We start from the raw sequence: 25,992 nt of genomic DNA, 5'->3' as shown, positions 1-25,992 counted from the left end.
TATCCCTCCGTATTGCATAGCCGCTAAAATACTATGAAAAGATACTAGAGACTACTACACTGTGATATCCTTTAGTATTTTTTCTTTATCTATATTATCTATTGTTAGGTAAACGACGAATTGGTATTTTTTGTGTAATTTTCACAAAATAACTTTGAATCATTATTTATTTCAATATAAAGTAATGAAAGGACATATTTGACTATCGTCTTTAATTTTTCCGACAGCAAGCAAAGCTAGCATGTTTAATGCATAATCAGACGTCTATAAATGAGCATTACTATTTAAATTTTTACCAGAGAGTAATTTAGTTAATTAGTAGAAAAAGGAAGGGGCCTATTTGGCTCCTTCCTTTTTCTCATACATACATAACGCTTGTTGACAACTTATGAAATAATAGCATTCATCGCTATTAAAATATAACATTAAAAGCAATTAATTAGATATGTAATTTTGCATATATTGTACTATTTCATGAATAGGAACAAAACTATTTATCACTTTCTGTATGGGGACAAATAGATTTAGGTTTACTTCGGGTAAGAAGACCTGATCATTGATTGCTGGTTAAACCATATTTCTACGTATTTGAAACAAATTATTTCACTGGATTGTATGTTAAAGAGAGTGCGGGATTTATGAAATATAGATTGTTCCTTGATTTCTTACTCGTGATTTTACTTGGAGAATGCATCGGAAAAGAAGTTACGTTATATACGATTTCAAAAGGGGATATTATTCAGTGCATCCAAAGATGCGCTCCGTTTCCTGTTTCCTATTTCCTATCCTACTAAATTACCATTCCAAGCAAATTTCTTCTCTTTCAAACAATTCATTCATTGAATAAAGATAATTCGGCCATACGTATCGGAGGACATGAAACTTTATTAATACCATTTGGAATATATTTCAATATACTTCCGATACTATAACAGATCGAAAATTTCTTGATTGGAGGTATATAATGGCATATCCATTTCGTAACTTAGTATTTGAAGGTGGCGGGGTAAAGGGAAGCGCTTATATAGGTGCTATCCGTGCACTAAATGAAGAAGGGATTTTACCAGAAATACAACGATTTGGGGGGACTTCAGCTGGAGCGATTACTGCATTACTTTTAGGTCTTTCCATTCCATTCGCAGATCTTGTAAAAATCCACAAAGACATGAATTTCAAAGCGTTTAAAGATGATGATTTTTCGATTGTACAAGATAACATTCGTTTGTTTTTTGATGGTTTTGGTATCTATAAAGGGGATTTCTTCACTGAGTGGGTAGGAAAGATCGTTGAAAAGTGGACAGGGAGTAAGGACACAACTTTTCAGCAGTTGTATGACAAAACAGGAAAAGACGTGTTTTTTCAAGGAACGAACGTTTCTACACACCAGCTTCGTACGTTTTCTCGCGAAACGACACCTGATGTCCCGTTAGTAGTTGCTGTGCGGATTTCGATGTCCATCCCATTCTTTTTTAAATCTGTGGAATGGGATAAAGATTATTATGTAGACGGAGGTGTACTCGATAACTACCCAATTCGTTTATTTGATCGGAAAAGTTTTGTGAATAAAGAAGAACACTTCACGACCACAGATACGATTGACGAGGTTAATAAACTGATAAGCAATATAGAGGATCATTCTACACTAAGAAGCTTACACACGAAATACAATGCATCTTTCTTTGATCCTACAGATGAAATTGTCTACAACAAAGAAACACTTGGTTTCCGTTTAGAATCTCAGGCGGAGGTTGCCATGTTAAAACATATCGCAACTTCAACAGAACATCATATTGGCCATTCTCTTATTCATTTTGCATGGAATTTGTCTCAAACGATGATCAAAGGTCATGAGAGCGGAAAAACCACCAAAGAAGATGCTGCCCGCACTGTATTTATTAATACATTCTTTACGTCGTCGTTTAATTTTGATATCACAGAAGAAGAAAAGAAAACACTCATGAATTCAGGTTATACTTCTACTAAAGACTATCTACATCAGTTTAATACGTCTGAAGTAAAATTGTTTAATCGACCATAAAGCCGAGTGCAATGCACTTGGCTTTTTTTAATCGTCCTGTAAATTCTTTTTTTAGTAGCTAATAAAAATTTAGATAGACTATGCATAGAACAAGAGAGAGGAGATAACAGAAAGTAATAAATATAAGTTTTGATGACTTCTTATTTTGTAAAACTAGGGTGTAAAAAGGGTGAAACAGGTGGAAGAAAAACGAATTATGATTTATACAATTTTTCGGCTAACACAGTACAAAAGAGAACCCTAAAACGGTGGACAGCAAAAAATGAATAGAGTAGCAAGGCGGATTTATTGTGAAAGTAGGGATTTTCCTTTTTCTTTCTACTGATAATAAAGCGTTATGTAGACTGGGGATGTATAAGGTATTCATTGCTATTCCTTCAAAATGCTGATGTTATATCACATTAAAATAACCTCTAATTTAAGTATTGAAATTCTCTAAATCTCGATGTGTTATATTCTTGTATTTTCTCACTTTGCGAAGTCTAGAAAACATCATCACTTCTGAAAGAACTCGAACTCTAGCCGGTTCTTTGAATTTACTTGAACTTATTTTTGAATCATTGTATTATATTTTCGAGTCTTACTCATATAAATCATTATCAGGAGAATCTGCAAATTTGCGGGTTCTTTTTTATTTTATTGAAAGTAAAATTTTAGCCAGTCGTTTATTTTCATATTGTTGGTTTTTATACGTGTTTGGTAAAAATCAATGAGTTGCAAAAAAATACTATGCTGAAATCTAGTTCGGTATAGCAATGTGCATATAAAAGATCCCACTTTGCTATATCCCCTAAAAAGAGTCATAAAAATCTATATTTTTTTAATTCAGTTGCATACTACAAAACTTCTTTTAAAAGAAATGTATGTACATACACATTATATTTTGTTCCATAACTCTCTAACTTTTGTTCACGAGAGTCTGTTAAGTACAGGATTATTGGCGGGTGGTGCGATAGGTGCAGAAGATGTGAAAACAAATGAAAAAGTACAAGTTGCTGTTGCAGGTAAAGAGGGAAATATAACGTATAAAGAAATTGATAAAGCAGAATCTCCATTGTTATTTGGAATGTATCCTTTATGTTAAGATCCGAATGGGAAGTTTATTTTTTCTGATAATTAATATTTATACAAAATGTGTAATTAGTATACGGAAGTTGTTTTAAATTTCATTAATGTATTCCTTTTCATCTGAATGAATTATTTATTGCAACAGGTTTCCCGTCCAAAATAAGATGTTCAAACAAAAGACAATATAAGTATCTTTATAATGATTTTTCAATATAATCAATGTGTTTATGAAAGGAACTCTGTGTTATTTTTGCTTTTTTACTAACTAATACAGCTTCAAACAAAGGACACAATTGCTACATACTAAGTGTAATTTATTACCTATTCAAAATTCTGTCTATTCAATCTTTCTAAAAATAAAAAAAGATTAAACTTATAAATATACAAGTTATAATGAGGGCGTCGAGACACAATTTATTACCTCTAGAGAAAATATCAAACCTTGTTTTGGATTAAAAATTCTAAAGAACTTGCCAGTAATTTTTTAAAATTGGACATACTGATATGATTACTATACGGTGGATAGCGGATTAGAAGGAAAGTTTATTCAACTCAATAAAGAAAGCGTTATCAAATGAAACTTGTTTTGAATCGATCATTCTAACAACTTAGATTCAACTACAGCTAAAAATAATAAATTATGGGGGTGCTTATATGAACATAAATGTAGCATCTATTAAAGAAAAAAAGATTGTTAAATACAAAAGTTGTTTTGATGTGATTGGGCCCATAATGATAGGCCCTTCAAGTTCACATACTGCAGGTGCTTTGGCTATTGGAACAGTTGCTAATAAATTATTTCAAGGCCTTCCCAAAAAAGTTGTGGTAAAGTATTATGAATCATTTGCTGAAACCCATAAAGGTCACGGAACTGATTTTGCAATTATTGCTGGTATATTAGGCTTTGCTGCTGATGACAGCAAAGTGCCAGATGCTATTAAAATAGCAGAGTCTAAGGGAATTGACATTACCTTTATTGAAAAATTGGGTAATAGTCCTGCTAGTCATCCAAATACGGCAGATGTATATGCAGAGGATGAAAGTCGAAGTATTAGAGTAATGGGGATTTCGGTCGGTGGTGGGTTGATTGAAGTCAAATATGTTGAAATTGATGGATTTAGCTTAAATCTGCAGGGGCCATTGCCAGTTGTTATTGCGATTTCAGAAAGAGCTGACTTTGAATTTGTTTTACGCAGGATCTTTAAACAATATGATGTGGAAATTAACAACTTTCATAGTTTGGAAGATAAAACAAAATATTTATATGCATTCGCTTTGGATTCGATATTGCCAGGTAATGCTCAGAAGGAATTAGGAGATTTAAGCAATATAGCTAATCTTATTATTCTTTAGTCACATTAAGGAGTGAAAAATATGTATATGGCCATAAAAGAAATTGTGGATGCAGCTAATAAAAGCCAAAAGCAAATTTATGAATTAGCAATCGAACAGGAAATCAAACAAACTAAAACTTCTTATGAAGAAGTTTGGAGTAAAATGGAACGAAATTTAGCGACTATGCAACATGCAATAAATAAAAGTATCGAGGGCGACGGTGTATTTTCTCCAACAGGTTTGACCGGAGGGGATGCTGTAAAAATTAAAAACTATCGAGAAAATAGGAAAACTCTTTCTGGAGATTTGATGGTGTTAGGGATTCAAAGTGCTATCGGTGTTAATGAAGTAAATGCTGCATTAGGAGCTATTTGTGCAACTCCAACAGCAGGTGCGAGTGGGACGATTCCGGGAGTCCTATTTAGTATTAAAGATACGTTGCAGTTAAGTCATGAAGATATGATTCATTTTCTATTCACTTCAGCGTTATTTGGAACGATAGTCGCAAACAACGCTTGTATTTCAGGAGCGTATGGAGGATGTCAAGCTGAAGTAGGAAGTGCCTCAGCGATGGCGGCTGCAGCTGCGGTAGAAGCTGCGGGTGGAACGCCACAGCAATCTTCTGAAGCTTTTTCGATTGCATTACAAAATTTACTCGGTTTAGTTTGTGATCCGGTCGCTGGTTTGGTAGAAATTCCTTGTGTAAAGAGAAACGCCATTGGAACGGCAAATGCTTTAGCAGCAGCGGACATCGCATTAGCTGGCGTAAACAATCTCATCAATGCTGACGAAGTGATTGAAGCCATGTATAGAGTTGGAAGACAGATGCCTCGCGAATTAAGAGAGACAGGTTTAGGTGGTATTGCAGCTACACCTACAGGAATTTCCATTAAAAATAAAATCTTTGGGGAGAAACAATCAAATCAATAAGTTATCGAGTATATTGTGAAGTTTTTAACAATCTTTACTCTATTGTTCGCCTAAGGATGTCTGTATATTGGGGAAGTTATTAATAAAATATACTACTATATAATTAAAATATTTTATAAGTGGTAACAAACCCTTCAGGTTGATGCTTCGCTAATTTTTTGATTTTTATTAACCTAGAAGGGGGATATTCGTTGTGGCGCACTATATAAGCTATTCATTTTTCAAGAACGGTCTATATTCCTATATCTTAAAAAGAGAATTAAGAATAGGACACAAGGAGGAATTATTATATGGATGGGAATACTGCAAAAAACATAGAATTTCAAGCTGATAACACTGCAGTAAAAAATGAGAAATATCTAGACCCTAAAAAGTGGCATAAACAGGATACTACCTGGGCATTGAGCCTTTTTGGAACAGCAATTGGAGCAGGAGTACTCTTTTTACCGATTAATGCAGGTTCAGGTGGTTTATTATCATTGCTGTTAATTACATTACTTGCATATCCTGTTATGTATTATTCACATAGGGCGCTTGCTAAAATGATTTACGCTTCGAACTCTGCCGATGAGGGGATTACAGGTACAATAAGAGAGTATTTTGGAAATAAGGCAAGTATCATTTTTAATATTGTATATTTTGTCTCCATTTATACGATTGTGCTGATGTACTCGGTCGCACTTACAAATACCGCTAGTAGCTTTATCGTGCATCAATTGCACATGTCGGAGCCTCCAAGGTCCATTTTATCGCTTGTTTTAGTACTCGGTCTTATCGCTATACTAAATTTTGGTCAAGATATAACTGTAAAGATCATGAGCATGCTAGTGTATCCTTTTATAGCTTCTCTACTTTTTATCGCAATATCTTTGATTCCACAGTGGAATACGTCAATGCTTAGTTTTTCAGCTGTTTCTACTGCTTCAACAGGAACAGGATATTTAGGAACGATATGGATGATACTTCCAATCATAGTATTCTCGTTTAATCATTCGCCTATGATTTCGTCATTTGTTATGAAACAGAGAGCTACGTATGGAATAGATGCTACTGATGCTAAATGTGCTCAAATACAAAAAGTTTGTTATATTATGACATTCGTAGTTGTTATGTTCTTTGTTTGGAGCAGTACCTTAAGTTTGACTCCAAATGATCTTAAGGTGGCAAAAGAACAGAACTTGTCAATCCTATCATATCTTGCTAATGAGCTTAATTCGCCAGTAATCACTATTGCAGCTCCTATCATTGCATTTGTGGCTATTACAAAGTCTTTCCTTGGTCATTATATAGGAGCGTATGAGGTCATGCGTGACATGATTATCAAGTCCAGTAAAAAACGTGGGAAAGATATAGGAGAAAAAACAGTTAAGACAATGATTCTTACTTTTGTCGTATTAACATGCTGGTATGTTGCTTATACAAATCCAAGTATTCTTGGAATCATTGATGCCCTTAGCGGTCCGCTAGTTGCTGCTATCTTATGTATACTACCAATGTATGCAATCCATAAAGTATCAGTACTTGCTAAATACAAAGGGAGATTGAGCAATGTATTTGTCATTATTATAGGTATTCTTACTGTCCTAGCAAGTATTAAGTCATTATTCTAATCCACTATTGTTAGTATCGATGCAAAAATCGTGGGATATGGAAAAAAGAAAGATTCTTATCGGAACTGAATTCTATATTGTTAAACTAAAGAAATCATGTTTTTGGACAAACTCCTCAAATTGGAGAGTTTGTCTTTTTTTATTATATGCATAACTTTTATCATTTTAGCCAAGAAGACCCCTTACTCAAGGAACGCGAAATAAGTAGGTGGGAGATGAATTGGCTAAAATGATAAACTGGTGACCCAGTATGTAGAAGTAAAAAAGGGGAAAACTATTGTATAATTATCGATAATTTAGGGGGCGCCAAATGAAGCATAATAAAGAAGTAACACTTGGGGATTACGTTCAATTTTCATATCGTAAAAATCCTAATTTGCAATTAATGGGATTTGTGGTGAATGTTTTACAAAATACAATTGTTGTAGATATTGCCGAAAGAATGGATATCCAGGTAGATGATTTTAGGCAAGTTGTAAAGCATGGTTATTATAATAAAGTGGTTCATAAGGAAATAAAGAATAGTGTTTCATAAAAAAGTGCTCCTATATAAATTTAGGAGCACTTTTTATGGAGAGAATTTCCGCAAAGATTTTTTTGTCTGAGGTATAAAATTTTCATAAGAAAATACGTTTTGAAGATATTTTCTTATTTGTTAATCAATAATTTTTTCAATCTTTATAGCTGTTATGGATTTAAAATATTATTCATAAAAATTTCACATAATTTTATTAAAAAGAAAAATACTAATACTTGTTTTAATACTTTACTTCGAGTCATTAAAACAAATTTACTAACTACGAAACAAGGAGGCATCACTGTGGACATTCGTGAAGGATTAATTCCAACAGCTTTAGGTACAGCAGTGACAGCAGCAGGTTATGCTCTTAAACAAACTCGTGGAACGAATAAAATGATTGCAAATACAGTATTTGGTTTTGGTTTAGCACACGTCGTTTTAGGTGTAATCGATCTTGTTGAACATCGTCGTTAGAACGAAAGGCAAGCATTGATATATGCTTGCCTTTTTGGGAGTACATTTATTATTCATTTTTCAAAATATGTTTGTATGACGTAATCATTATCAATGTAATTAAATAGTTACACTACAAGGAAATTAGAAAGTAAAACTGTGAGCATTGAATTTTATGAAATGAGATGGTGATGGAATGGAATTTTCTTCTGAAAGTAATACGTATCATGCTGGTGACATTGTTTATATTTTTTACCGAAATCCTCATACTCAAGACGTAGCTAACATACAAGCTGCAGCAGTTGTAAATAATCCTGAAAGACCTAATGAATTAGCACTATTTCTTTACGAAACGTATTATCCACTAACAAATGAGATGGCTATATATGCTACCGAAGATGAGGCAAACCAAGCTTACACTTACTATTATGGTGATATTTCAGAGGGGATGTTAGAATGAATAAGCCATTTATGCCTAAGCTCGTATATTTTGAACCTAAAGCATTAGATTATCCTTTGGGGAAAGAGCTGTTTGAGAAGTTTTCAAAGATGGATGTTGAAATTCGACATACTACTTCCCATAATCAAGTAAGAGATTTGCCAGGGGATAATGATTTTCAAAAGTATCGAGTAGCAAAATCCACGCTGGTTGTTGGTGTTAGAAAAACACTGAAATTCGATACTTCCAAGCCTTCAGCAGAGTATGCAATTCCTTTTGCAACGGGATGTATGGGACATTGTCATTATTGTTATTTACAAACAACGATGGGAAGTAAGCCTTATATACGAACGTATGTAAATGTTGAAGAAATTTTAGATGCTGCTGATAAATACATGAAAGAGCGTGTACCTGAAGTAACAAGATTTGAAGCGTCGTGTACTTCAGATATTGTAGGAATCGATTATTTAACGCATACCCTTAAACGGGCCATTGAGCATTTTGGAGAATCTGAATATGGGAAATTGAGATTTGTTACGAAATTCCACCATGTAGATCATTTACTTGATGCTAAACATAACGGAAAAACAAGATTTCGCTTTAGTGTAAACGCTGATTATGTGATTAAAAACTTTGAACCAGGAACTTCTCCCTTAGCTAAACGAATTGAGGCAGCAGGAAAAGTAGCTAGAGCTGGATATCCTCTTGGTTTCATTGTAGCTCCTATTTACCTGCATGAAGGCTGGAAGGAAGGATACTATCATATGTTTGAACGCCTAAATGCTGAATTACCTCTTGATGCACGGGATGATATTACATTTGAATTTATTCAACATCGTTTTACAAAGCCAGCTAAGAGAGTAATTGAAAAAAACTACCCGATGACAAAACTAGAATTAGATGAAGAGAAAAGAAGGTATAAATGGGGGAAATATGGAATCGGAAAATACATTTATCAAAAAGAAGAAGAAGAGGATATAAAAAACTATCTGTATTCCTATATGAAACAGTTCTTTCCTAATGCAAAACTAGAATATTTTACATAAAAGAAACGAACAAAATTCATTATATCATCAATCTAAAAAATTACTCACTCAAAAAAGTGATATTGGTCAACAATTCGCTAATAAATCATTTGAAAAATTTATATACGAAAGTCTTTTATGTAAAAATATGTTTCATTATGAACTGAATCCCAACAGTTAAACAGAAAAATACAGCGGTTGTATGAATATAAGTCCGGTATTGTACCGGGCTCATTCTTTTTAACGTTGCATCAATTCTTTTGTGAACATATTAATTTGAACATGTTTAAAAACGAATCATCTTTTGACAATGGTATTAGCGCTTTAGAAAGAACTTTCATAAAAAATGGTACTAATAATCCCTCCAAGTATTACTCCCATAGTAGAATCTAATAACAAAAATCTAATTGTTTAATTAGTAATTCTAATCTACCATTTTTTGCTGTACTATCAACTAAAGAAACAGTAAATGGTTGTTGAAACATATTAGAAAATCGAGCAATTAAAGACATAATATTATATTTAGCAAAAGCCGATGCAACTAAAGCTAATTTCGCCCCAACAAGTTGAACTCCATATCCTAAAACTTCTATAGAAGTCATAAGCATTAAAAATAAAAAGATACAAATTACTTTAAAAGTAATAAACTCCATAATCATACCCCTTAAGTTTCTATAAATACATAACTCAATAATTATATTAAAAACATTCAATATTTTCATTAAAATATAAATCAATTTCTATTTTATAATCAAAAACTATACTCCTTTATTTTGAATGATGGCATCACCTTTTATTAGAATTGTCCCTTGGTTTAGCAAATGTTTTTTTGTAAATAATATATTTGTTAAACCATTAATTAAGGGGGACTAGTATGCCGCAGGATCGAAAAGAAGAAGTGCAAAACGATACATATGAAGGAAAAGAGGTTATGCCAGATAATCCACAATATCTACCGCGTCACGTGCAAATGGAGCTGCCTCCCGAATTTTCTATAAATCCTCTTTTTGCCCGCAAAGGAGAATCAGTCGTTCCGCGCTTTCACATGCCTGATGAAGGCATGTTACCAGAAACAGCGTATCAAATCGTCCATGATGAAATGACTCTTGATGGCAATGCACGTTTGAATCTTGCAACATTCGTTAGTACATGGATGGAACCTACCGCAGAGCACTTATATGCTAAATCATTTGATAAGAACATGATTGATAAGGACGAATATCCACAGACAGCTGAAATTGAGGAGCGGTGTGTCCGCATTTTAGCCAACCTCTGGCATTCCCCCAGCCCCCTTACAACTATGGGCGTTTCAACAACTGGATCGTCGGAAGCCTGTATGCTCGGGGGGCTTGCGTTAAAGAGACGCTGGCAAAATGCACGAAAAAGAGAGGGTAAGCCGGTGGATCGGCCTAATATTGTGTTTAGTTCTGCTGTTCAAGTCGTTTGGGAAAAATTTGCGAACTATTGGGAGGTTGAACCACGCTATGTGAAGGTTAGCCCTGAGCATCCCCGATTAAATCCTCAAGGGGTCCTTGCAGCCGTGGATGAAAATACGATTGGTGTGGTACCGATTCTCGGTGAGACTTATACCGGACTTTACGAACCGGTTGCCGCCATTGCAAAAGCGTTGGACGATTTACAGGAGAGAACGGGACTGGACATTCCTATGCATGTAGATGCGGCTTCGGGCGGATTTATAGCACCGTTTCTTCAACCAGATTTAGTCTGGGATTTTCAGTTGCCGAGGGTGAAGTCCATCAATGTATCGGGACATAAATATGGATTAGTCTATCCTGGCTTGGGTTGGATAATTTGGCGGGAAGCTGATGATCTCCCCGATGATTTAATCTTCCGCGTCTCCTATTTAGGCGGAAACATGCCGACTTTTGCCCTGAATTTTTCACGTCCTGGCGCACAAGTGCTCCTACAATATTACAATTACCTGCGTTTGGGGAAAAGTGGGTACTATGATGTCCAAAGGGCTTCTCAGAAGGTCGCTCTTTTTCTTAGCAAGGCAATTCAGGAGATGGAACCGTTCGAACTTTTGTCCGATGGTTCGGATATTCCGGTTTTCGCTTGGCAACTGAAAAAAGGTTACACATTAAACTGGAACCTTTATGATTTATCTCGACAATTGCGTGTGTTCGGCTGGCAAGTACCCGCATATCCATTGCCTCCAGACCTAGAAGCAGTGAAGATTATGCGCGTTGTGGTTCGAAACGGGTTTTCTATGGATCTCGCGCATTTATTTTTGAGGAACCTCAAACAGGCCGTTGCCTTTCTGGATTCCTTGGATGGACCTATGCCACATGATACGAAATGTGATAATGGGTTTCATCACTAATTGAGGAGCAGCTCTCGTCGTCGTTAAGTTGAGCTCAACACTCATAACTTTTCGAGCTATCGACTGGGAAGAGGTACAGAAAAGCTGATGGTTTCAACCAAGGGATACATGATGATAGGTGATGAACAAATTGATGCCTGAGGGCTTTACAATATCAAATCATACGCCCAGTTTTCAGAAATCTATTGGCTTTTCTTCTGGTTTCGAAAGACACAATTCAAATCTGTTGAAGAGTTAAAGAAATTTGTAGCTAGTATTTCCTTTTGGGGGTACCATTACCTGCTTTAGGAGTTACTCCACCATTACATTGGATTTTAGCGGATAAATGGGGTAAATCTATTGTATTAGAATCGACAAGGAGTAGTGACTAATAGTCCTGAGTTTAATTGGCATTTACAAAATTTAAGACAATATATAGGTCTTAAATCGCAGCCATGCGAGGGGGATATACCATTAAGTGCTTTTGGACAAGGTTCAGGTTCAATGGGACTTAATGGAGATTTCACCCTACTATCAAGGTTTATACGGGCAGCGTATGGTAAATAAAATATTCAGGGTATAGATAACGAAGAAGAGGGTATATCGGTCATTTTTCGTATTTTGTAAAATTGTGAGGTTCCAAAAGGAGGAGTAATAACGGAAGAAGATACATTAGATAATACTATTTATACAAGCGCAACGTGCATGGAGTCTGGTACATATTATTACCATACATCTATTTCATGAAAATTTAGATACAGACGAAATTAAAATCTATCCATTTCAACGTAAACAAAAGATATTTTATCAAAACTAATTAGATTTTTAATGCTAATCGTATCACTTAGAATAGTAAAATCAACTTTTTCTCATGTAGAATTTTGCTTTGCATCTACTTTCTTTAAAATGTTAATGGTACGCCTCTGAGAACTAATCATTTGGAATAAAAATGTAATGTATCAGTTATAATATGTAATATTTCTTCATTACAAAATATGGTGGTTAGTATGACTAAGCAAACAATTACTTTATTTCAAGTTTCTATGATGCTTATTGGTAGTATCGGGATAATCAATCATGTCATTATGATCCCTATGTTATTAGATACTTCAGGTAGAGATTCGTGGATTTCAATCATAGTAGTAAGCTTTATATACATCATTTGGATCTCATTAATATTCATTATTTATAAAAACATAAAAAATGAACATTTATTTTTGTGGTTAAAAAATAATTTTGGGAAATTCAGTATATATCCAATCATATTCATAGTTGTACTTTATTTAATAACAATTGGTGTCGTTGCACTAAAAGAAACATTAACCTTTTTCTCATTTTATTTACCAGAAACACCTCACTTTGTATTAGGAATACTTTTTTCAATGGTTTGTCTCTATAATGCTACAAGAGGAATTCAATCTATTGCACTTACAACAGGTGTTTTGTTACCTATTGTATTTTTACTTGGTTTTTTTGTAATGTTTGCTAATGTTCCGCATAAAGACTATTCTTTACTTCAACCAATGATGGAAAATGGGATAAATCCAGTATTAAGGGGTATGATTTATCCTGCAGCAGGATTTCTAGAGTTAATTTTTATTCTTTTTTTACAACATCACATTTGTTCAAAAGTCAAATTATATCAACTGATTGCTTTGGGGCTTGTAATTATTGGTATCACGATAGGCCCGGTAATGGCAGCTATTATAGAATTTGGTCCTTTCGTAGCAGCAAACCAACGATATCCAGCATTTGAAGAATGGAGACTTGTGTCAATAGGAAGGTATATTGAAAATCTAGACTTTCTCTCAGTGTATCAGTGGCTTGTAGGGATCTTTATTCGTCTATCGCTTGTTGTATTTCTCATTCCAGATTTGTTATCAATTTCAAATAGGAAAACAAGAAATGGGGTTATGGTTGCAATCCTTTCATGTATTTTATTAATAAGTATACTACCTATTAGTGACTCTAGTTTCTATTGGTTTGTATCTCAAATTGTTTTACCAGTTTCAGCATTAGGGCTATTTTTGTTTTCTATCTTATTAATTGTGTTTGTATGGGTTGCTAAATATAAAAAAATCCCTTGAAAGAGTATGAGGATGTATTTTATATAAGGTTGCAGAGTTTGAAGGAGACAACGTAGATGAACAAAAGAGTAGAATTAAACGAGAAGATAATACTAAAGTGGTTTGATGGATGCAACGATGTAAAGATAATAAAGCGTGAATTAGATGAGAAAGAAAAAACGAGGTCAGTGTTGTTTATGTATTGTGAAAACTTAATTGACAATACAAAATTAAAACAAGCTACATCATCCCATGTTTGCAAACAACTTATAAATAATTCGATAGAAGAATTTAACCTTACAGGATTAATTTCTGAGTTATCAGTAAAGAAATTAGATATAGTAAATTCGAATGAAATTATTTCTCAAATTATATTTAAAGGTAACCTCCTCATTATTTTTGAGGAATCTAAACAAGGGTATATAGTTGATGTTGCTAAAATACCTACAAGATCAGTTGAACAAACAAATACAGAGATGACCATTCGAGGTGGACGGGATGGATTTGTTGAAGAGTTAAACACAAATATAGGATTAATTAGAAAAAGACTAAAAACGAGTTCTCTTAGTTATGAAGAATTTATAATTGGAGAAAGAACACAAACTAAAGTAGCACTCATGTATTTGAGAGATATCGCATCCCAAGATATCATTAATCAAGTTCAATTAAAATTAAGACAAATTAAAATAGACGGGGTTGTTTCAAGTGCACAAATTGAAGAATTAATCACAAATAATCAATTTAGTGTATTTCCATTAGTTGAATATACAGGGCGCCCTGATTATGCTGTGAATTGTTTGTTGTATGGGCGTTTTATTTTATTAGTCGAAGGGTCACCAACAGCCACTATTGCCCCAGTTACATTTCCTTTTTTTGTGAATACATCTGAAGATCAAGATTTTTTCTATATATTCGGTAGCTTTGTACGGCTTGTAAGTCTTTTGGGGATAGCAATTTCTATGTTTCTTCCAGGAATTTGGATAGCACTAATTACATATCATCCAGATCAGATTCCCTATACGCTGTTAGCTACATTAAGCTTATCCAGAGAAGGGATTCCTTTTCCAGCTCCTTTAGAAGGGCTGATTATGATGACCTTATTTGAAGTTTTAAGGCAAGCAGGATTGCGTGTTCCTGCCGTATTTGGTCAAACATTATCTGTTGTAGGAGGATTAATTATTGGACAAGCTGCTATTAGTGCAGGAATTGTTTCAGCATCTATGGTCATTATAATAGCAATCTCGGTTGTTTCGACATTTGCTCTAACTAATCAGTCAGTAACAGGAATAATAAGTATATTGCGATATGTAGTATTTCTAGTATCTGCTTTACTGGGTATAGTAGGATTTATCTTTTGTGTCCTTGTGATGGTAATTCACGTAGTGAATTTACGCTCTTTTGGAGTTCCATTTTTTACACCGTACTCACCCCCTGTGTTTAAAAGTATGTTAGCAGCCACATTTAGAATTCCGTTCACGTATATGAAAAAAAGACCTGAAGAATTGCATACTCAAGATAATACAAGGAAAAGAGAGAGTACAGATGAAGAAAAATAAAAGAATAGTTGTATTTTTTTTTATGATGTGTATGTTTCTAACAGGGTGTTGGGATCAAAGAGAGTTGCATCACGTTCTGTATATAAATAGTCTAGGTATCGATTTTAAAGATAATAATTATATCATCCGTCCGCAATTTATTAATTTTTCTAACATAGCTAAACAAGAAGGGAGCGCTACCCGTAATTATAGCCAGGCCTATATTGCAATGGGGAAAGGACCTATTTTAGATGAGGCAGCATTTGATTTTTATAAGGGTGCTCAGCAAGAAATTTCATGGGAGCATCTCAAAACAATTGTTGTAACAGAAAGATTTCTAAAACATGGTGACATAAATCAATTTAATGATTTTTTTTCTCGTTTTTTTCAATTTCGAGATACTATGTGGTTATTTGGAACTAAGGAACCTTTAGAAAACATATTATCTAACAATAACATTTTGAATATTTCTCAATTATATACAATCATTAATTTACCAAAAGAGATAACCAAGCAATATACAATAATAGACCCTTTACCTTTATATAAATTCCAAAGAAATTATTATGAACCTGGGATGACAACTCGTATTCCTTTCTTAGCTACGACTAAATCATATTGGAAAAAAGGGCATATATCATTTCCGATGTTAAAATTTAGTGGTTATGGTTTTATAAGTAATAAATCCTATATAAATCATTTAAAGAACCATGATATTGCTGGGGTTCAGTGGACTGATGAAAATACCAAACGAGCTCCATTACTATTAAAATTTAACGAGAAGATCATTGGACATCTAGTATTGAAAAATCCAAAGGTAGATACAAAGTATCTTATTAAAAATGGAAAGTTACGCATGCTTATGAATATCGATTTTGATGCTGATATTTTTCAATTAATAAACCCTATGCCTGTAAAGGATATAAAAAAAATTGCAGAAGGCCAAGTTGAAAAAGAAATAAAAAAAACGTACCAGAAAGGAATCGAAGAGGGGATTGACATGTATCAGTTATCACATACCTTATATCGCCAGAATTCTAAATTGTGGAAACGATATAAAAAAGAGGGGAAAATACCCCTTCAAAATAAAGAATTAGATCTTAATGTCTCAATCAATATAGCTACAAATGGAAAATCTAAAAATATGCATAATATCATCGAGCTTCAGAGGGATTGAAAATGAAAGAAAAAGTTAAATATTGACCCTAAATAAATGATTCGAAAGGAAATATGTTCTTTAAATGTTGTGACACTCCTAGTTCTTTAGGGGGGAGTGTCAAGTTATATTTAACTTGATGGAAATAAAAAACATAATTCATCTAATGTATTTTTGTACATATTTAGTTTTATTTTTCCTTTCCTTTCCCTTTCTGTCTCTTAAAAGTGAAAAAGTTCCGTCGTTTTAATATGGATGAATTATCTACTGGTATTGAACATAATAAATTCTTTTACAATGATACATATTATCTTTATATAAAATGTTATTATTCGAACACCTAATCTTAAAAGAAGGAGCTATTTGTGTCTGAACATATAGAAATTATTTTGAGAACATTGTTCTCTTTCTCGATTTTATTTATCGGAGCTAAAATATTAGGAAAGCAAATTATCGCTGAAATGAATACCTTTGATTTTATTGGTGCTATCTCTATCGGAAGTATTATTGCAAATTTGGCATTTAATTTAAATGTAAAAACTCATCATGCAGTTATTGCTTTTCTTATTTTATTGTTTATCATTTTAATGGTTAGTTATATATCCATGAAAAGTCGAATAGGCAGAAAAATATTTGCAGGAAATCCAACAGTAATTATTGAAAATGGGAAAATTCCAGAAAATAATATGAGGAAAATGCGCTATTCTCTAAATTATTTAAACCAACAATTAAGAGAGAATCGTATTTTTAACATTGAAGAAGTTCTTTATGTCGTAGTTGAAACAAATGGTAAAATATCTGTTTTGAAAAAACCAGAATATCGTACTGTTACAAAACAAGATTTAAATATACCGACAAAAAAAGAGTGTAAGCTCCCTATAGGGTTAATCATGGATGGGGAAATTATGACAGAAAATTTAATACAAAACAATCGACGGAGTTAGAATTACAGTATGAACTAAAAAAAAGGAACCTTCGCTCCAAAGATGTTACATATGCTGTATGTGCTGCAAATGGTAATATCTATATAGATACCTATAAAGATAATATTACTTCTCCAATGGATCAAGAATAGGCTGTTTTTTCTAAAAATACAAGTGATCATTTTGTTGTGATTCTTCCGCAAATGATTATAGTTCATCTTAAATGATAAAAAAATAATATTATTTTTTTATCAAATTTGTTTAGGGGTATTAAAGTTACTTAAGTTAATGGACACGTGGTGCTTCCTATAATAATAAATGAACACAACAAAAACATTGATTATTGCCCTTCGTTATTAGTAACAGGATAGCTGCTTAACGATAAAAATGAATTTGCCAATTTTCTTGCAAAATGTAACGGGTGCTCTACCGATTGGATATGAATATACATAATTAAGGGATTCATGTATAACCAGTGATTATGTAAAGCACTGACAATAATTCCTTGTTGTACAATTGATTTCATAAATGCAGGGATCTCTTCTTGTAGAACCGCGATTTCTCCTAAATTTAATGCATTGCCATTTTGATCCAACGATTCAAAACTTACTCCGACGGGAACTACATAGGCACTTGGTTTTCCTTGAACCAGGACCTTAAAATTGCGGTGAAAAGACACCGAACAACCACCTTGATTTATTTTACTCTTTCCTTTAAGAATTGCAGCAAATTGATCAGAAATGAAATTTAAATTAGACATAAGTTCAATTCCTTTCCCGTGCTAAATTTATTCATGTAGAAATTTAATTTAAAAAATGTAGTTCCTTCTTTTAAAGAAAAGAACTACTTATAAACAACTTTTCTCTAAAATAAAAAGGCTGATATGTGTAATTTGTACCCTGTTTATTTTAGAAGAAATATAAATGTTATTTCCCAACAAACATAACTTAATGAATCCTTTCTATATATCATTATAAAAAATTCATAAAGTAGGCAATTGTACATCTTTATTTTATGTAGGTTAGATAAATATGTGCCTTAATAAGTCTGTGCTTTCTTTATGAAATTCTTATTGGTAATTAATACAACAATAAATTTAATATATTTTAATGATTGTATAGGGTAAAACTTAAGTTGTTTTTTCATTTTCTCTTTTACAATTGCTTGTAGTCCTTTGTTAAAATTGTAGTAATATATTGAACTGTATATAAAGATAGATATTTTAAATTTTTCATCCTAAAATAACTTACTACATCTAGCTAAAAATGTTGTTTTTTCAATGAAGAAGTAAATTTTGGGTGTATGGTTTATTGGTTATATTAAGTGTTTTGTTAATGTTAAACATAACTCTTATTGCACATACATTTTTTTAGATCGCAAAGAAGAATTTATTCGTCTGTCAAATTCTATGTTAACTGGTAAAACAGACTAATTTTAGATGAAAGATTCTATAATAAATCTGGAGAAACAAAAATAATTGAAAACATTTGAGCATGGAGATAAAAAACGCTTAACGAAGGATATTTCAAAAGAGATGGATCAAAGGATTCAAAAATCAATAAAGCTTGTTCAAAAAAATATAAGGTGGATGTATTAGCATTAGGAGAAGTATATAAGCGGAATAATTATAAAGAATGGAAGAAAATAAGTAAGAATTGGGATCAAGGTGAAAATTATTTTAGTAATGCTGATATTAATGTTTATGTTCATCCAGTAATTGAACATGCAGGCTCAGCTTTACCGAAGAGAGTGAAATAAGGTGATTTAAGTCGTTAGCGGATTAGGAATACGCTAAACGATATTAATGCTGGTTCTGCATTTTCAATCAGTGCAGACTTATGTACTTTAAACGTGATTAATAAATTATATTTGGCTTATTATGATCCTTTGGTTAGCACTAGTTAGAGTTATAGTAAAAATATTAAGCAGAAACGACTTATTTTTAATAATAAGAGGAAATATGTTACTGAAAAGTAAGGAGACAAATTATTACTTTTTTAAAGAGTAATTAGGTCCGTACAATGACGCATTAAAGTGATTCATAAGGGATTCTGAATGCTAAGAGAGTGAGAATGAATTACAAAAGAAATGTGCATAGGCGCCTTTCTTTTTTTGAAGGGATTTTTTGTTACGAGTTAGTACAAAATTGGGTTCAGGGGGTACTATAAAATTTTAGCTTGATGGCGATGGGGTAGCATCCACGTCTATCAACATCACTACACCTATATTTAATACTGCGTTACGTGCCTTTAATCAAGTGAAAAACAAGACCCATTTTGTAAAAACTGAAACCAACGTTTTCTAAACTGAACTTGAGCCATATCTGCATGAACATGGGCCTCCATTTTTAAAGCTTCTGGTATAGGTCTAGGATGTTGACTTTCTACAATAATTTGATCCTCTTTTAGTACTCTTAAACTAAATTTAGCTAAAATTTGGTCTAGTAAAGGGAAGTACTTTAAAAATGTCCTTCCGGTATATCCCATAATTAATGTCTCTTCTTCATCAATTGGTGTAAACGTAATGTACTGAATAAATGACTCATTCTCCTGTTTGCCACTGTGAAGCATCCACTGATGTGGGAATTTGTATTCAAGGTAAGCATCACCATTTGAGAATATAAACTGATCCAGTGTTCCCTCCAGCTTATAATTGGTTGATTCGGCTTTTGTTTTTCTACCAATCGTTTTTTTATGTACATAAGCAAGATGAGCAATATCCAGCACAGATTCGATTGATCGAGTAAGGTGTGCATTCCAAGTGGCGTGGAAGAAAGAGAGTTTAAAAGGAGTGTTCTCCATTACATGAAAAGTTTGCCATTCAGGTGGAGTTTCCTCATTATCAGGATATATCCAAATCAACCCAATCTTTTCTTTTACAGGGTATGAGAGGGTATGAGCAAATTTCGGGATAGGTTTATTGGGTTGGGATGGAATTCTTACACAAGTACCACAACTATCGAACTCCCAACCATGGTAGGGATAGACTAGTTTACCATTTACTACTTGTCCCAGTGATAAGTCAGCGCCACGATGAGGGCAGTAAGGTGATAGAGCCTGAACTTCGCCTTTTTCATCCCGATATAATACAAAATCTTTGCCAGCAAATCTTTTTTTTACTGGAATCTTTTTTATATCTTTTGCATAACTCACAGCATACCAATTACGTGGGAATACTCTATTTATATTTAGAGTCATTTATTTTCTCCTTCTTTTTTATTCACCTAGTAGATATTAGTGGTGTCTACTGTATACTGTCTATTCTATGCTATAAAATATTTTAAATGTTCGTCTAAAATTAATAAATCTACAGTTTGATCAAATCATTATGAAAGCCTGTATAATCTCTCTAAATGTAACAAAAATGACTATAGTACAATAGATTTTAAAAAGGAGAATGTCTCATTTTATTGAAAATTGAGACATTAAGCAATATTCCTATTGCTATTAAATTGACCATTAAAGAACTTCCACCAAAACTTACAAATGGAAATGGAGTACCTGTAAGAGGAAATAGTCCCGTAATACCACCTAAATTTACAACAGATTGCATACCAATCATACATCCTATACCAATTGCTATAAAACTGCCGAATGGATCTACACATAATTGTGCAATTTTTAAGGAGCGAAGTACTATAGTCAAAACTCCCACCAATAGAATAAATACACCAATAAATCCTAGTTCTTCAGAAACTATTGCCATTATAAAATCAGTGTGTGGTTCTGGAAGATACCCTGTTTTTTGTATGCTATTTCCAAATCCACGACCAGTGATTCCTCCAGAGCCAATGGCAATAAAAGAGTTTACAAGCTGATATCCATTTCCTTGCGCATCAAGAAAGGGATTGAAAATCGTAGTAATACGTGTCTTTTGAACTGCTGATAAACTATATTGAATCAAATAATATAAAATAGGTAACCATAAAATAGAACCGATGGTAGTTCTTTTGATTAGTAGATTTATATTTATTCCTGAACAAAGAAATATGCTAATACCTATACCTAATATTAAAAGTGCAGATCCTAAATTTGGTTGTTTAAAGATAAGAAAAAAAATTGTAGCTAAAAAAAATAAAAGTTTTCCGATACCACTCCAGTTATTTTTAGCTTGTTCTTGTCGCAATGCAAAAAAACGGGCTGTTACAAGTATTGTTCCTAATTTAAGAAATTCAGCTGGCTGTATTCCAAAGATCCATGATTGAGCATTATTTACCACTTTTCCTTTCCATAAAACCATAATTAATAAAAAAATCCCCCCAACCATAATAAAGATTGAGACTATTCGTTTTTTCCATATTTCATATGGGAGTAAAGCACAAATTATTAATCCTATTGTTCCTAAAAGTAGCTTTGTTAATTGAGAATCAACAAAATGTTTACTGTTATAACCGTAATGTTGGACAGCGACAATGGAGCTTGCACTATACATCATGATAATACCTAAAGTACATGTTATGAATAGAGGAAGGAGCAATAGATAATCGAGTTTTAATATTTTTTTCATTTTAATATCCTCCTGATTTAAAACAAAACATAATATTACATTTGCTAATGAATAGAATCTTGTTCTCGTCAATTACTAAATATGACTTTTGTTTAGAAAGATTCTATCACTTATTCCCTGTTTTTTACGCAAAAATCCCCCTAGTATGTAACTAGAGGGATTCAAAATGGCATGACTAAATAAGGCTTTTTCCCCCTAGTAGAGCTTTGGCACTATACAACGTAAAGTAATGAAAATTCATTACTTAGCTATCTTAAGAAGAGCCTTAATCCGACAATTCCTGTTCTACCCATTGGCGTCTTTCGACATTTTTGGGCAATAGCCTGTGTTTGCATAGGAGCCTCACCTAACAGGTTAAGCAATATAAATTTTATGTGTTTGTTTCGTGTAGCAAGCATAAATATATTTTTTTTGCTTGTCAAGCAACCATATTGCTAATTTTATTTGTTTTATTGCTTTATAGTCCTTTGAGAAATGATATAAAAAAATGTCTGTAATCATTCTGTATAAGTACATATTTTTGACTTGTAGTGTATCGTTTAATTAAGTAGTTTAACCATATAAATTTGATAAATAGTAAAGAAGATTTTAATCATAAAAGAAGATTTTTTGTGAATGTTCTTTTTATATACAGAATGACTAATTATTCATCTTTTGTTATAAAGTTGGAATTTGATTAAAAATAATAAGTTTCATATGTTTTATTACGTTTCTTCGAATTAAATCTATTTGAATTCTATGTTTTTTAAGGGGGATTTTAAATTTATAATAAAATATAATTTCATTTTCTATAAAAGATTTTTTTATAAATGGAATTGAAAGTCAGTTGACAAATATTAAATTCTGGTTTAAATTTTGAAGTAATTCAATAAACTTTGTTAGGTGAGGCTCCTGTATAGAGAAACGCTGCTGCCCAAAAATGTCGAGAGACGCCAATGGGTCAACAGGAACGGTCGGATTAAGGCCCTTCTTAATGTAGCTGGTTATAAAAACCTATGCTATACAGTGCTAAAACTCAACGAGGGAGTGGTATACGATTTGATAGAAAGGCACCTCTGTGATTTCGGCAGAGCTGTCTTAATAATCATTTATTTGTATTGTGAAAAAACCTTTACTCCTTTTTGAGTAAAGGTTTTTCTGTTTAATGTTATTTATTTTTATCTTGTCTATATTCAAAAAGGAGGTAATTCTAACTAATAAATTGATTGCAATGTAACTATTATTGCTCTAATAAAAAAATTAAGACAGATAAAATAAAACAAAACCACTCATGAAACTCTAGAGTCTCCCTTAGCAATATGAGGAGGAGTTAACATGAAGAAATTATTAAAGGAATTACTTATAACCCAAAATAACTTGGATGCAGAGAAAGTTTTACGTCTTCCGTCGTATGATATTGCGCAAGAAGTAAAACAGTTTTCAATTGAAGATCAAGTCATATTACTAAATACGATTCCTGTATTAAAAAGCTCTAAAGTTCTTCAATATATGAGTGCAGAAGAAAAATATAATATCTTAATTCACTTATCTGAAAATAAAGCTAAAAAGTTACTAAATTTACAACCGATTGATGAATTAGTAGATTTACTTCTAGCGGTTCATTCGGAAAAGCAGGCTAAATTAATGGCGTATCTAGATAAAATTACAAAACATAACGTAAAAAAATTAATGACTTTCAAACCTGAAACGGCAGGAAGTCTTGTTACAAGTGATTTTGTTGCAGTTAGAGGAGATTGGTCAGTAAAAATGACATTGAAGTACATTAGGGAACATTCTGAAAATGTAGAATCAATATCTTATAGTTATGTTCTTGATAGTCATGGTTATCTTGAGGGAATCGTTTCCATACATGAGTTATTACTAGCAGCAGATGAAGAGATATTATCTACTATCATGATGCCAGAGGCAATTTCAGTACACGCTGAAGTTGACCAGCAAGAAGTTGTAAAAAAGCTACTGAATTATAATTTAGCAGCAATACCTGTCACAACAGCAAATAATAAAATGATTGGTATTATAACATTTGATGACGTAATGAATGTTATGGAAGCAGAAGCTACAGAAGATATTCAAAAGTTAGGCGGAAGTGAACCATTGAATCAATCTTACTTTGAAGCTAGTATTTGGAGCATTTTCCTAAAACGTCTACCATGGTTATTACTTCTTTTTGTTGCTGAGGCATATACAGGTACAGTATTAAAGTATTTTGAAGACGAAATTGAAACTGTAGTTGCCCTTGCTTTCTTTGTTCCATTATTAGTAGGTACTGGAGGGAATACAGGAACACAGGTTGTAGCAACAATTACTCGTGCAATTGGTATTGGAGAGTTGAAATTTAAAGACATTTTCCGTGTAATGAAAAAAGAATTTGCAATTGGTATGCTTCTTGGACTTGCACTTGGGATAGCTGGGCTCACTCGTGCTTATATGTTAGGAGTTGGAACAGAAGTTGCGCAAGTTGTAGCAATTACTTTATTATTTATTGTTATTTGGGCCTCTCTTGTAGCAGCTGTTTTACCTTTAATTCTAAGAAAATTAAAACTAGATCCTGCAGTTGTTTCAGGTCCATTTATTACAACATTTGTTGACGGAACAGGATTAGTAATTTACTTCATGGTTGCAAAAATATTATTAAATTTATAAATATACACTGAAAAAACGAAATCCGGAATAAGTATGTTGCCTTAATTGCTAAAACATAGTGGGGAATTCAGGCATGGGGAAATCAAACACTTTTGTCTTTAGATAAATAATATTTTAATGGATTTATTGAATGTAATGAATGCTGGAGGATAAAACTATGAAACATCTAAGAAAAATCTTCAAACGAATTTTGCTTCTATTTTCTATTTTAATGATTATTGGCGTAGGAATACTATTTGGTACTAGCTATGGCCGAGAGCTTCGTATAACAATCGCTGGGAGTATATTAACTTCTCAGCATCCACAATATGCGAAATATACATTCCTATCCCAAAAGGAACTAGATAAACTGCAAGATAGAATTAATCATCCAAAATGGTCAAACAGTGATGAGCATATTTATAAAAAAATAGTAGGAAAAAGATTAGAAGAATTAAAAAATCAGCCATTAGAAATTGATGTAGAAACGATTAAAAGTAATAAAGATAGTCGCTTTCTTTTCGAAGGAAAGTTAGTCACAATTAGTAATCCTTTCAATGTTAAACTTGTTAGCCATCAAGGAACACAGGGTGCTAACAGGGGAGAAAAAATTAGTGTAATGGCAAAACGTAATCATGCACTTGTTGCTGTGAATGCAAGTGGATTTGCTGACGAAACAGGAAGGGGTGGAGGAAATGTTGCTACTGGAATTGTGATAGAAAATGGGAAAGCTATTGATACAAATATGGATAGAAATGCCCCTACAATTATTACTGGATTAACAAAGTTTGGTCAAATGATAACAGGAAATTATTCTACCCAACAACTGTTGGATAAACAAGTCGTTTCCGCAGCTGGATTTATGCCACAGTTAATTGTAAATGGAGAAAAAATGATTACAGAAGGAGACGGCGGTTGGGGGTCGGCTCCAAGAAGTATTATGGCCCAAAAAGAAGATGGTACAATTATGTTTCTAGTTATTGACGGTAGACAGACACATAGTATAGGAGCTACGTTGAAAGAGTGTCAAGATATTCTATATGAAAAAGGAGCTATAAATGCAATGGCAATGGATGGAGGTTCTTCTGCTACGCTATATTTAGGAGGAAAGGTTATAAATTCACCGTCTACATTATCCCATGAAGATCGTTATTTACCGAACGCTTGGGTGGTAACAGCAAACCAAAAACAAAAAATAAAGATGACAATTGATGGGAGAAAAATAGATACCAAAACATCAGATGAATTTGATGCGAACATTTCAACGAATTTATGAATTATTAAAAATAGAACAAATACATGATTTTTATCTCGTTAGTTGGAAAATTAAAATTATTTTTTAAAATTAGAAATTATTATTTCATATTCATGATTTGCACAATATCAAACGAGAGTGATGAGGATTCCAAATTTACGGAATTCTTATCACTCTTTTTTAGTTTT

18 protein-coding genes, 4 pseudogenes and 2 riboswitches are annotated in these 25,992 nt (G+C 32.9%); of the genes and pseudogenes, 18 read left to right on the top strand and 4 right to left on the bottom strand.

The window, feature by feature from the left end:
* Positions 1 to 964 precede the first annotated feature (964 nt).
* The 8 genes from ACS2CR_RS16380 (at position 965) to splB (ending at position 9,439) form a co-directional block, all read left to right on the top strand.
* Positions 965 to 2,038: a patatin-like phospholipase family protein gene (locus tag ACS2CR_RS16380; RefSeq protein ID WP_000331137.1), complete on the top strand. Its 1,074-nt coding sequence runs from the start codon at positions 965 to 967 to the stop codon at positions 2,036 to 2,038.
* A gap of 1,722 nt (positions 2,039 to 3,760) precedes the next feature.
* Positions 3,761 to 4,459 (top strand): L-serine ammonia-lyase, iron-sulfur-dependent subunit beta, encoded by a 699-nt coding sequence (gene sdaAB / locus ACS2CR_RS16375; RefSeq protein ID WP_016110006.1) that lies wholly within the window; start codon positions 3,761 to 3,763, stop codon positions 4,457 to 4,459.
* Between the two features lie 21 nt (positions 4,460 to 4,480).
* Entirely contained in the window at positions 4,481 to 5,371 is an 891-nt protein-coding gene (gene sdaAA, locus ACS2CR_RS16370) for an L-serine ammonia-lyase, iron-sulfur-dependent, subunit alpha (protein WP_000281779.1), read from the top strand.
* Positions 5,372 to 5,661: 290 nt separating this feature from the next.
* The gene (locus ACS2CR_RS16365) at positions 5,662 to 6,981 is read left to right on the top strand and encodes an aromatic amino acid transport family protein (protein WP_053514034.1); all 1,320 of its coding nucleotides are present in this window, start codon (positions 5,662 to 5,664) and stop codon (positions 6,979 to 6,981) included.
* Positions 6,982 to 7,291: 310 nt separating this feature from the next.
* Positions 7,292 to 7,516: a DUF2187 domain-containing protein gene (locus ACS2CR_RS16360; protein WP_000682219.1), complete on the top strand. Its 225-nt coding sequence runs from the start codon at positions 7,292 to 7,294 to the stop codon at positions 7,514 to 7,516.
* Positions 7,517 to 7,801: 285 nt separating this feature from the next.
* Positions 7,802 to 7,975 carry a hypothetical protein gene (locus tag ACS2CR_RS16355; protein ID WP_000354585.1) on the top strand — a complete coding sequence of 58 codons (174 nt, stop codon included), beginning with the start codon at positions 7,802 to 7,804 and terminating at the stop codon, positions 7,973 to 7,975.
* 175 nt (positions 7,976 to 8,150) lie between these two features.
* Entirely contained in the window at positions 8,151 to 8,414 is a 264-nt protein-coding gene (locus tag ACS2CR_RS16350; protein ID WP_000396091.1) for a transcriptional regulator SplA, read from the top strand.
* Positions 8,411 to 9,439 carry a spore photoproduct lyase gene (gene splB, locus ACS2CR_RS16345; protein ID WP_074643215.1) on the top strand — a complete coding sequence of 343 codons (1,029 nt, stop codon included), beginning with the start codon at positions 8,411 to 8,413 and terminating at the stop codon, positions 9,437 to 9,439. The genes ACS2CR_RS16350 and splB overlap by 4 nt, the downstream gene beginning before the upstream one ends.
* Before the next feature lie 368 nt (positions 9,440 to 9,807).
* Here the strand turns inward: splB and ACS2CR_RS16340 are convergent, their stop codons facing one another.
* Positions 9,808 to 10,071 carry a lipid II flippase family protein gene (locus tag ACS2CR_RS16340; protein WP_000394421.1) on the bottom strand — a complete coding sequence of 88 codons (264 nt, stop codon included), beginning with the start codon at positions 10,069 to 10,071 and terminating at the stop codon, positions 9,808 to 9,810.
* Between the two features lie 221 nt (positions 10,072 to 10,292).
* On the opposite strand from ACS2CR_RS16340, the gene ACS2CR_RS16335 reads away from it, so the two are divergent.
* The 6 genes and pseudogenes from ACS2CR_RS16335 to ACS2CR_RS16310 all read left to right on the top strand — a co-directional run bounded on the left by ACS2CR_RS16335 (position 10,293) and on the right by ACS2CR_RS16310 (position 17,573).
* Positions 10,293 to 11,762 carry a glutamate decarboxylase gene (locus ACS2CR_RS16335; RefSeq protein WP_053514026.1) on the top strand — a complete coding sequence of 490 codons (1,470 nt, stop codon included), beginning with the start codon at positions 10,293 to 10,295 and terminating at the stop codon, positions 11,760 to 11,762.
* 150 nt (positions 11,763 to 11,912) lie between these two features.
* Positions 11,913 to 12,558: pseudogene (locus ACS2CR_RS16330) on the top strand (linear amide C-N hydrolase); the annotation flags it as partial.
* 190 nt (positions 12,559 to 12,748) lie between these two features.
* Positions 12,749 to 13,828 (top strand): endospore germination permease, encoded by a 1,080-nt coding sequence (locus ACS2CR_RS16325; RefSeq protein ID WP_016110011.1) that lies wholly within the window; start codon positions 12,749 to 12,751, stop codon positions 13,826 to 13,828.
* 56 nt (positions 13,829 to 13,884) lie between these two features.
* Entirely contained in the window at positions 13,885 to 15,363 is a 1,479-nt protein-coding gene (locus ACS2CR_RS16320; RefSeq protein ID WP_053514028.1) for a spore germination protein, read from the top strand.
* Entirely contained in the window at positions 15,350 to 16,519 is a 1,170-nt protein-coding gene (locus ACS2CR_RS16315) for a Ger(x)C family spore germination protein (RefSeq protein ID WP_016110013.1), read from the top strand. Before ACS2CR_RS16320 ends, ACS2CR_RS16315 begins: the two co-directional genes overlap by 14 nt.
* A 344-nt stretch (positions 16,520 to 16,863) precedes the next feature.
* Positions 16,864 to 17,573 (top strand): annotated as a pseudogene (locus ACS2CR_RS16310) (DUF421 domain-containing protein).
* A gap of 188 nt (positions 17,574 to 17,761) precedes the next feature.
* Here ACS2CR_RS16310 and ACS2CR_RS16305 read toward each other — a convergent pair.
* The gene (locus tag ACS2CR_RS16305; protein ID WP_000067578.1) at positions 17,762 to 18,181 is read right to left on the bottom strand and encodes a DUF1259 domain-containing protein; all 420 of its coding nucleotides are present in this window, start codon (positions 18,179 to 18,181) and stop codon (positions 17,762 to 17,764) included.
* 738 nt (positions 18,182 to 18,919) lie between these two features.
* On the opposite strand from ACS2CR_RS16305, the pseudogene ACS2CR_RS16300 reads away from it, so the two are divergent.
* Both ACS2CR_RS16300 and ACS2CR_RS16295 read left to right on the top strand, forming a co-directional pair.
* Positions 18,920 to 19,179 (top strand): annotated as a pseudogene (locus tag ACS2CR_RS16300) (Ger(x)C family spore germination C-terminal domain-containing protein); the annotation flags it as partial.
* A gap of 181 nt (positions 19,180 to 19,360) precedes the next feature.
* Positions 19,361 to 19,429 (top strand): annotated as a pseudogene (locus tag ACS2CR_RS16295) (HXXEE domain-containing protein); the annotation flags it as partial.
* Between the two features lie 241 nt (positions 19,430 to 19,670).
* Here ACS2CR_RS16295 and ACS2CR_RS16290 read toward each other — a convergent pair.
* Together ACS2CR_RS16290 and ACS2CR_RS16285 are read right to left on the bottom strand one after the other, a co-directional pair.
* Positions 19,671 to 20,618 carry an aromatic ring-hydroxylating oxygenase subunit alpha gene (locus ACS2CR_RS16290; protein ID WP_153602875.1) on the bottom strand — a complete coding sequence of 316 codons (948 nt, stop codon included), beginning with the start codon at positions 20,616 to 20,618 and terminating at the stop codon, positions 19,671 to 19,673.
* 187 nt (positions 20,619 to 20,805) lie between these two features.
* On the bottom strand, positions 20,806 to 21,927 hold the full coding sequence (locus ACS2CR_RS16285) for an FtsW/RodA/SpoVE family cell cycle protein (RefSeq protein ID WP_074643218.1): 1,122 nt from the start codon (positions 21,925 to 21,927) through the stop codon (positions 20,806 to 20,808).
* Positions 21,928 to 22,111: 184 nt separating this feature from the next.
* A riboswitch (M-box (ykoK) riboswitch) is annotated at positions 22,112 to 22,288 on the bottom strand.
* A gap of 506 nt (positions 22,289 to 22,794) precedes the next feature.
* Positions 22,795 to 22,960, top strand: a riboswitch (M-box (ykoK) riboswitch).
* A gap of 281 nt (positions 22,961 to 23,241) precedes the next feature.
* Here ACS2CR_RS16285 and mgtE point away from each other — a divergent pair.
* Both mgtE and ACS2CR_RS16275 read left to right on the top strand, forming a co-directional pair.
* Positions 23,242 to 24,570 carry a magnesium transporter gene (gene mgtE, locus ACS2CR_RS16280; protein WP_053512969.1) on the top strand — a complete coding sequence of 443 codons (1,329 nt, stop codon included), beginning with the start codon at positions 23,242 to 23,244 and terminating at the stop codon, positions 24,568 to 24,570.
* A gap of 157 nt (positions 24,571 to 24,727) precedes the next feature.
* Positions 24,728 to 25,825: a phosphodiester glycosidase family protein gene (locus ACS2CR_RS16275; protein WP_000681825.1), complete on the top strand. Its 1,098-nt coding sequence runs from the start codon at positions 24,728 to 24,730 to the stop codon at positions 25,823 to 25,825.
* Positions 25,826 to 25,992 lie beyond the last annotated feature (167 nt).

This window comes from Bacillus cereus group sp. BceL291 (genome assembly GCF_051776705.1).
Lineage (GTDB): Bacteria > Bacillota > Bacilli > Bacillales > Bacillaceae_G > Bacillus_A > Bacillus_A cereus.
The sequence above is the reverse complement of the archived record's forward strand: the minus strand, read 5'-3'. Positions and strand labels throughout refer to the sequence as shown.

Excerpts from the sequence above, each read along its gene's own strand:
- sdaAB (WP_016110006.1), top strand. The coding sequence starts at position 3,761 with ATGAACATAAATGTAGCATCTATTAAAGAAAAAAAGATTGTTAAATAC.
- ACS2CR_RS16335 (WP_053514026.1), top strand. The coding sequence starts at position 10,293 with ATGCCGCAGGATCGAAAAGAAGAAGTGCAAAACGATACATATGAAGGA.
- ACS2CR_RS16340 (WP_000394421.1), bottom strand. The coding sequence starts at position 10,071 with ATGGAGTTTATTACTTTTAAAGTAATTTGTATCTTTTTATTTTTAATG.
- ACS2CR_RS16350 (WP_000396091.1), top strand. The coding sequence starts at position 8,151 with ATGGAATTTTCTTCTGAAAGTAATACGTATCATGCTGGTGACATTGTT.
- ACS2CR_RS16285 (WP_074643218.1), bottom strand. The coding sequence starts at position 21,927 with ATGAAAAAAATATTAAAACTCGATTATCTATTGCTCCTTCCTCTATTC.
- mgtE (WP_053512969.1), top strand. The coding sequence starts at position 23,242 with ATGAAGAAATTATTAAAGGAATTACTTATAACCCAAAATAACTTGGAT.
- ACS2CR_RS16275 (WP_000681825.1), top strand. The coding sequence starts at position 24,728 with ATGAAACATCTAAGAAAAATCTTCAAACGAATTTTGCTTCTATTTTCT.
- ACS2CR_RS16320 (WP_053514028.1), top strand. The coding sequence starts at position 13,885 with ATGAACAAAAGAGTAGAATTAAACGAGAAGATAATACTAAAGTGGTTT.
- ACS2CR_RS16380 (WP_000331137.1), top strand. The coding sequence starts at position 965 with ATGGCATATCCATTTCGTAACTTAGTATTTGAAGGTGGCGGGGTAAAG.
- splB (WP_074643215.1), top strand. The coding sequence starts at position 8,411 with ATGAATAAGCCATTTATGCCTAAGCTCGTATATTTTGAACCTAAAGCA.
- sdaAA (WP_000281779.1), top strand. The coding sequence starts at position 4,481 with ATGTATATGGCCATAAAAGAAATTGTGGATGCAGCTAATAAAAGCCAA.
- ACS2CR_RS16305 (WP_000067578.1), bottom strand. The coding sequence starts at position 18,181 with ATGTCTAATTTAAATTTCATTTCTGATCAATTTGCTGCAATTCTTAAA.
- ACS2CR_RS16315 (WP_016110013.1), top strand. The coding sequence starts at position 15,350 with ATGAAGAAAAATAAAAGAATAGTTGTATTTTTTTTTATGATGTGTATG.
- ACS2CR_RS16365 (WP_053514034.1), top strand. The coding sequence starts at position 5,662 with ATGGATGGGAATACTGCAAAAAACATAGAATTTCAAGCTGATAACACT.
- ACS2CR_RS16290 (WP_153602875.1), bottom strand. The coding sequence starts at position 20,618 with ATGACTCTAAATATAAATAGAGTATTCCCACGTAATTGGTATGCTGTG.
- ACS2CR_RS16360 (WP_000682219.1), top strand. The coding sequence starts at position 7,292 with ATGAAGCATAATAAAGAAGTAACACTTGGGGATTACGTTCAATTTTCA.
- ACS2CR_RS16325 (WP_016110011.1), top strand. The coding sequence starts at position 12,749 with ATGACTAAGCAAACAATTACTTTATTTCAAGTTTCTATGATGCTTATT.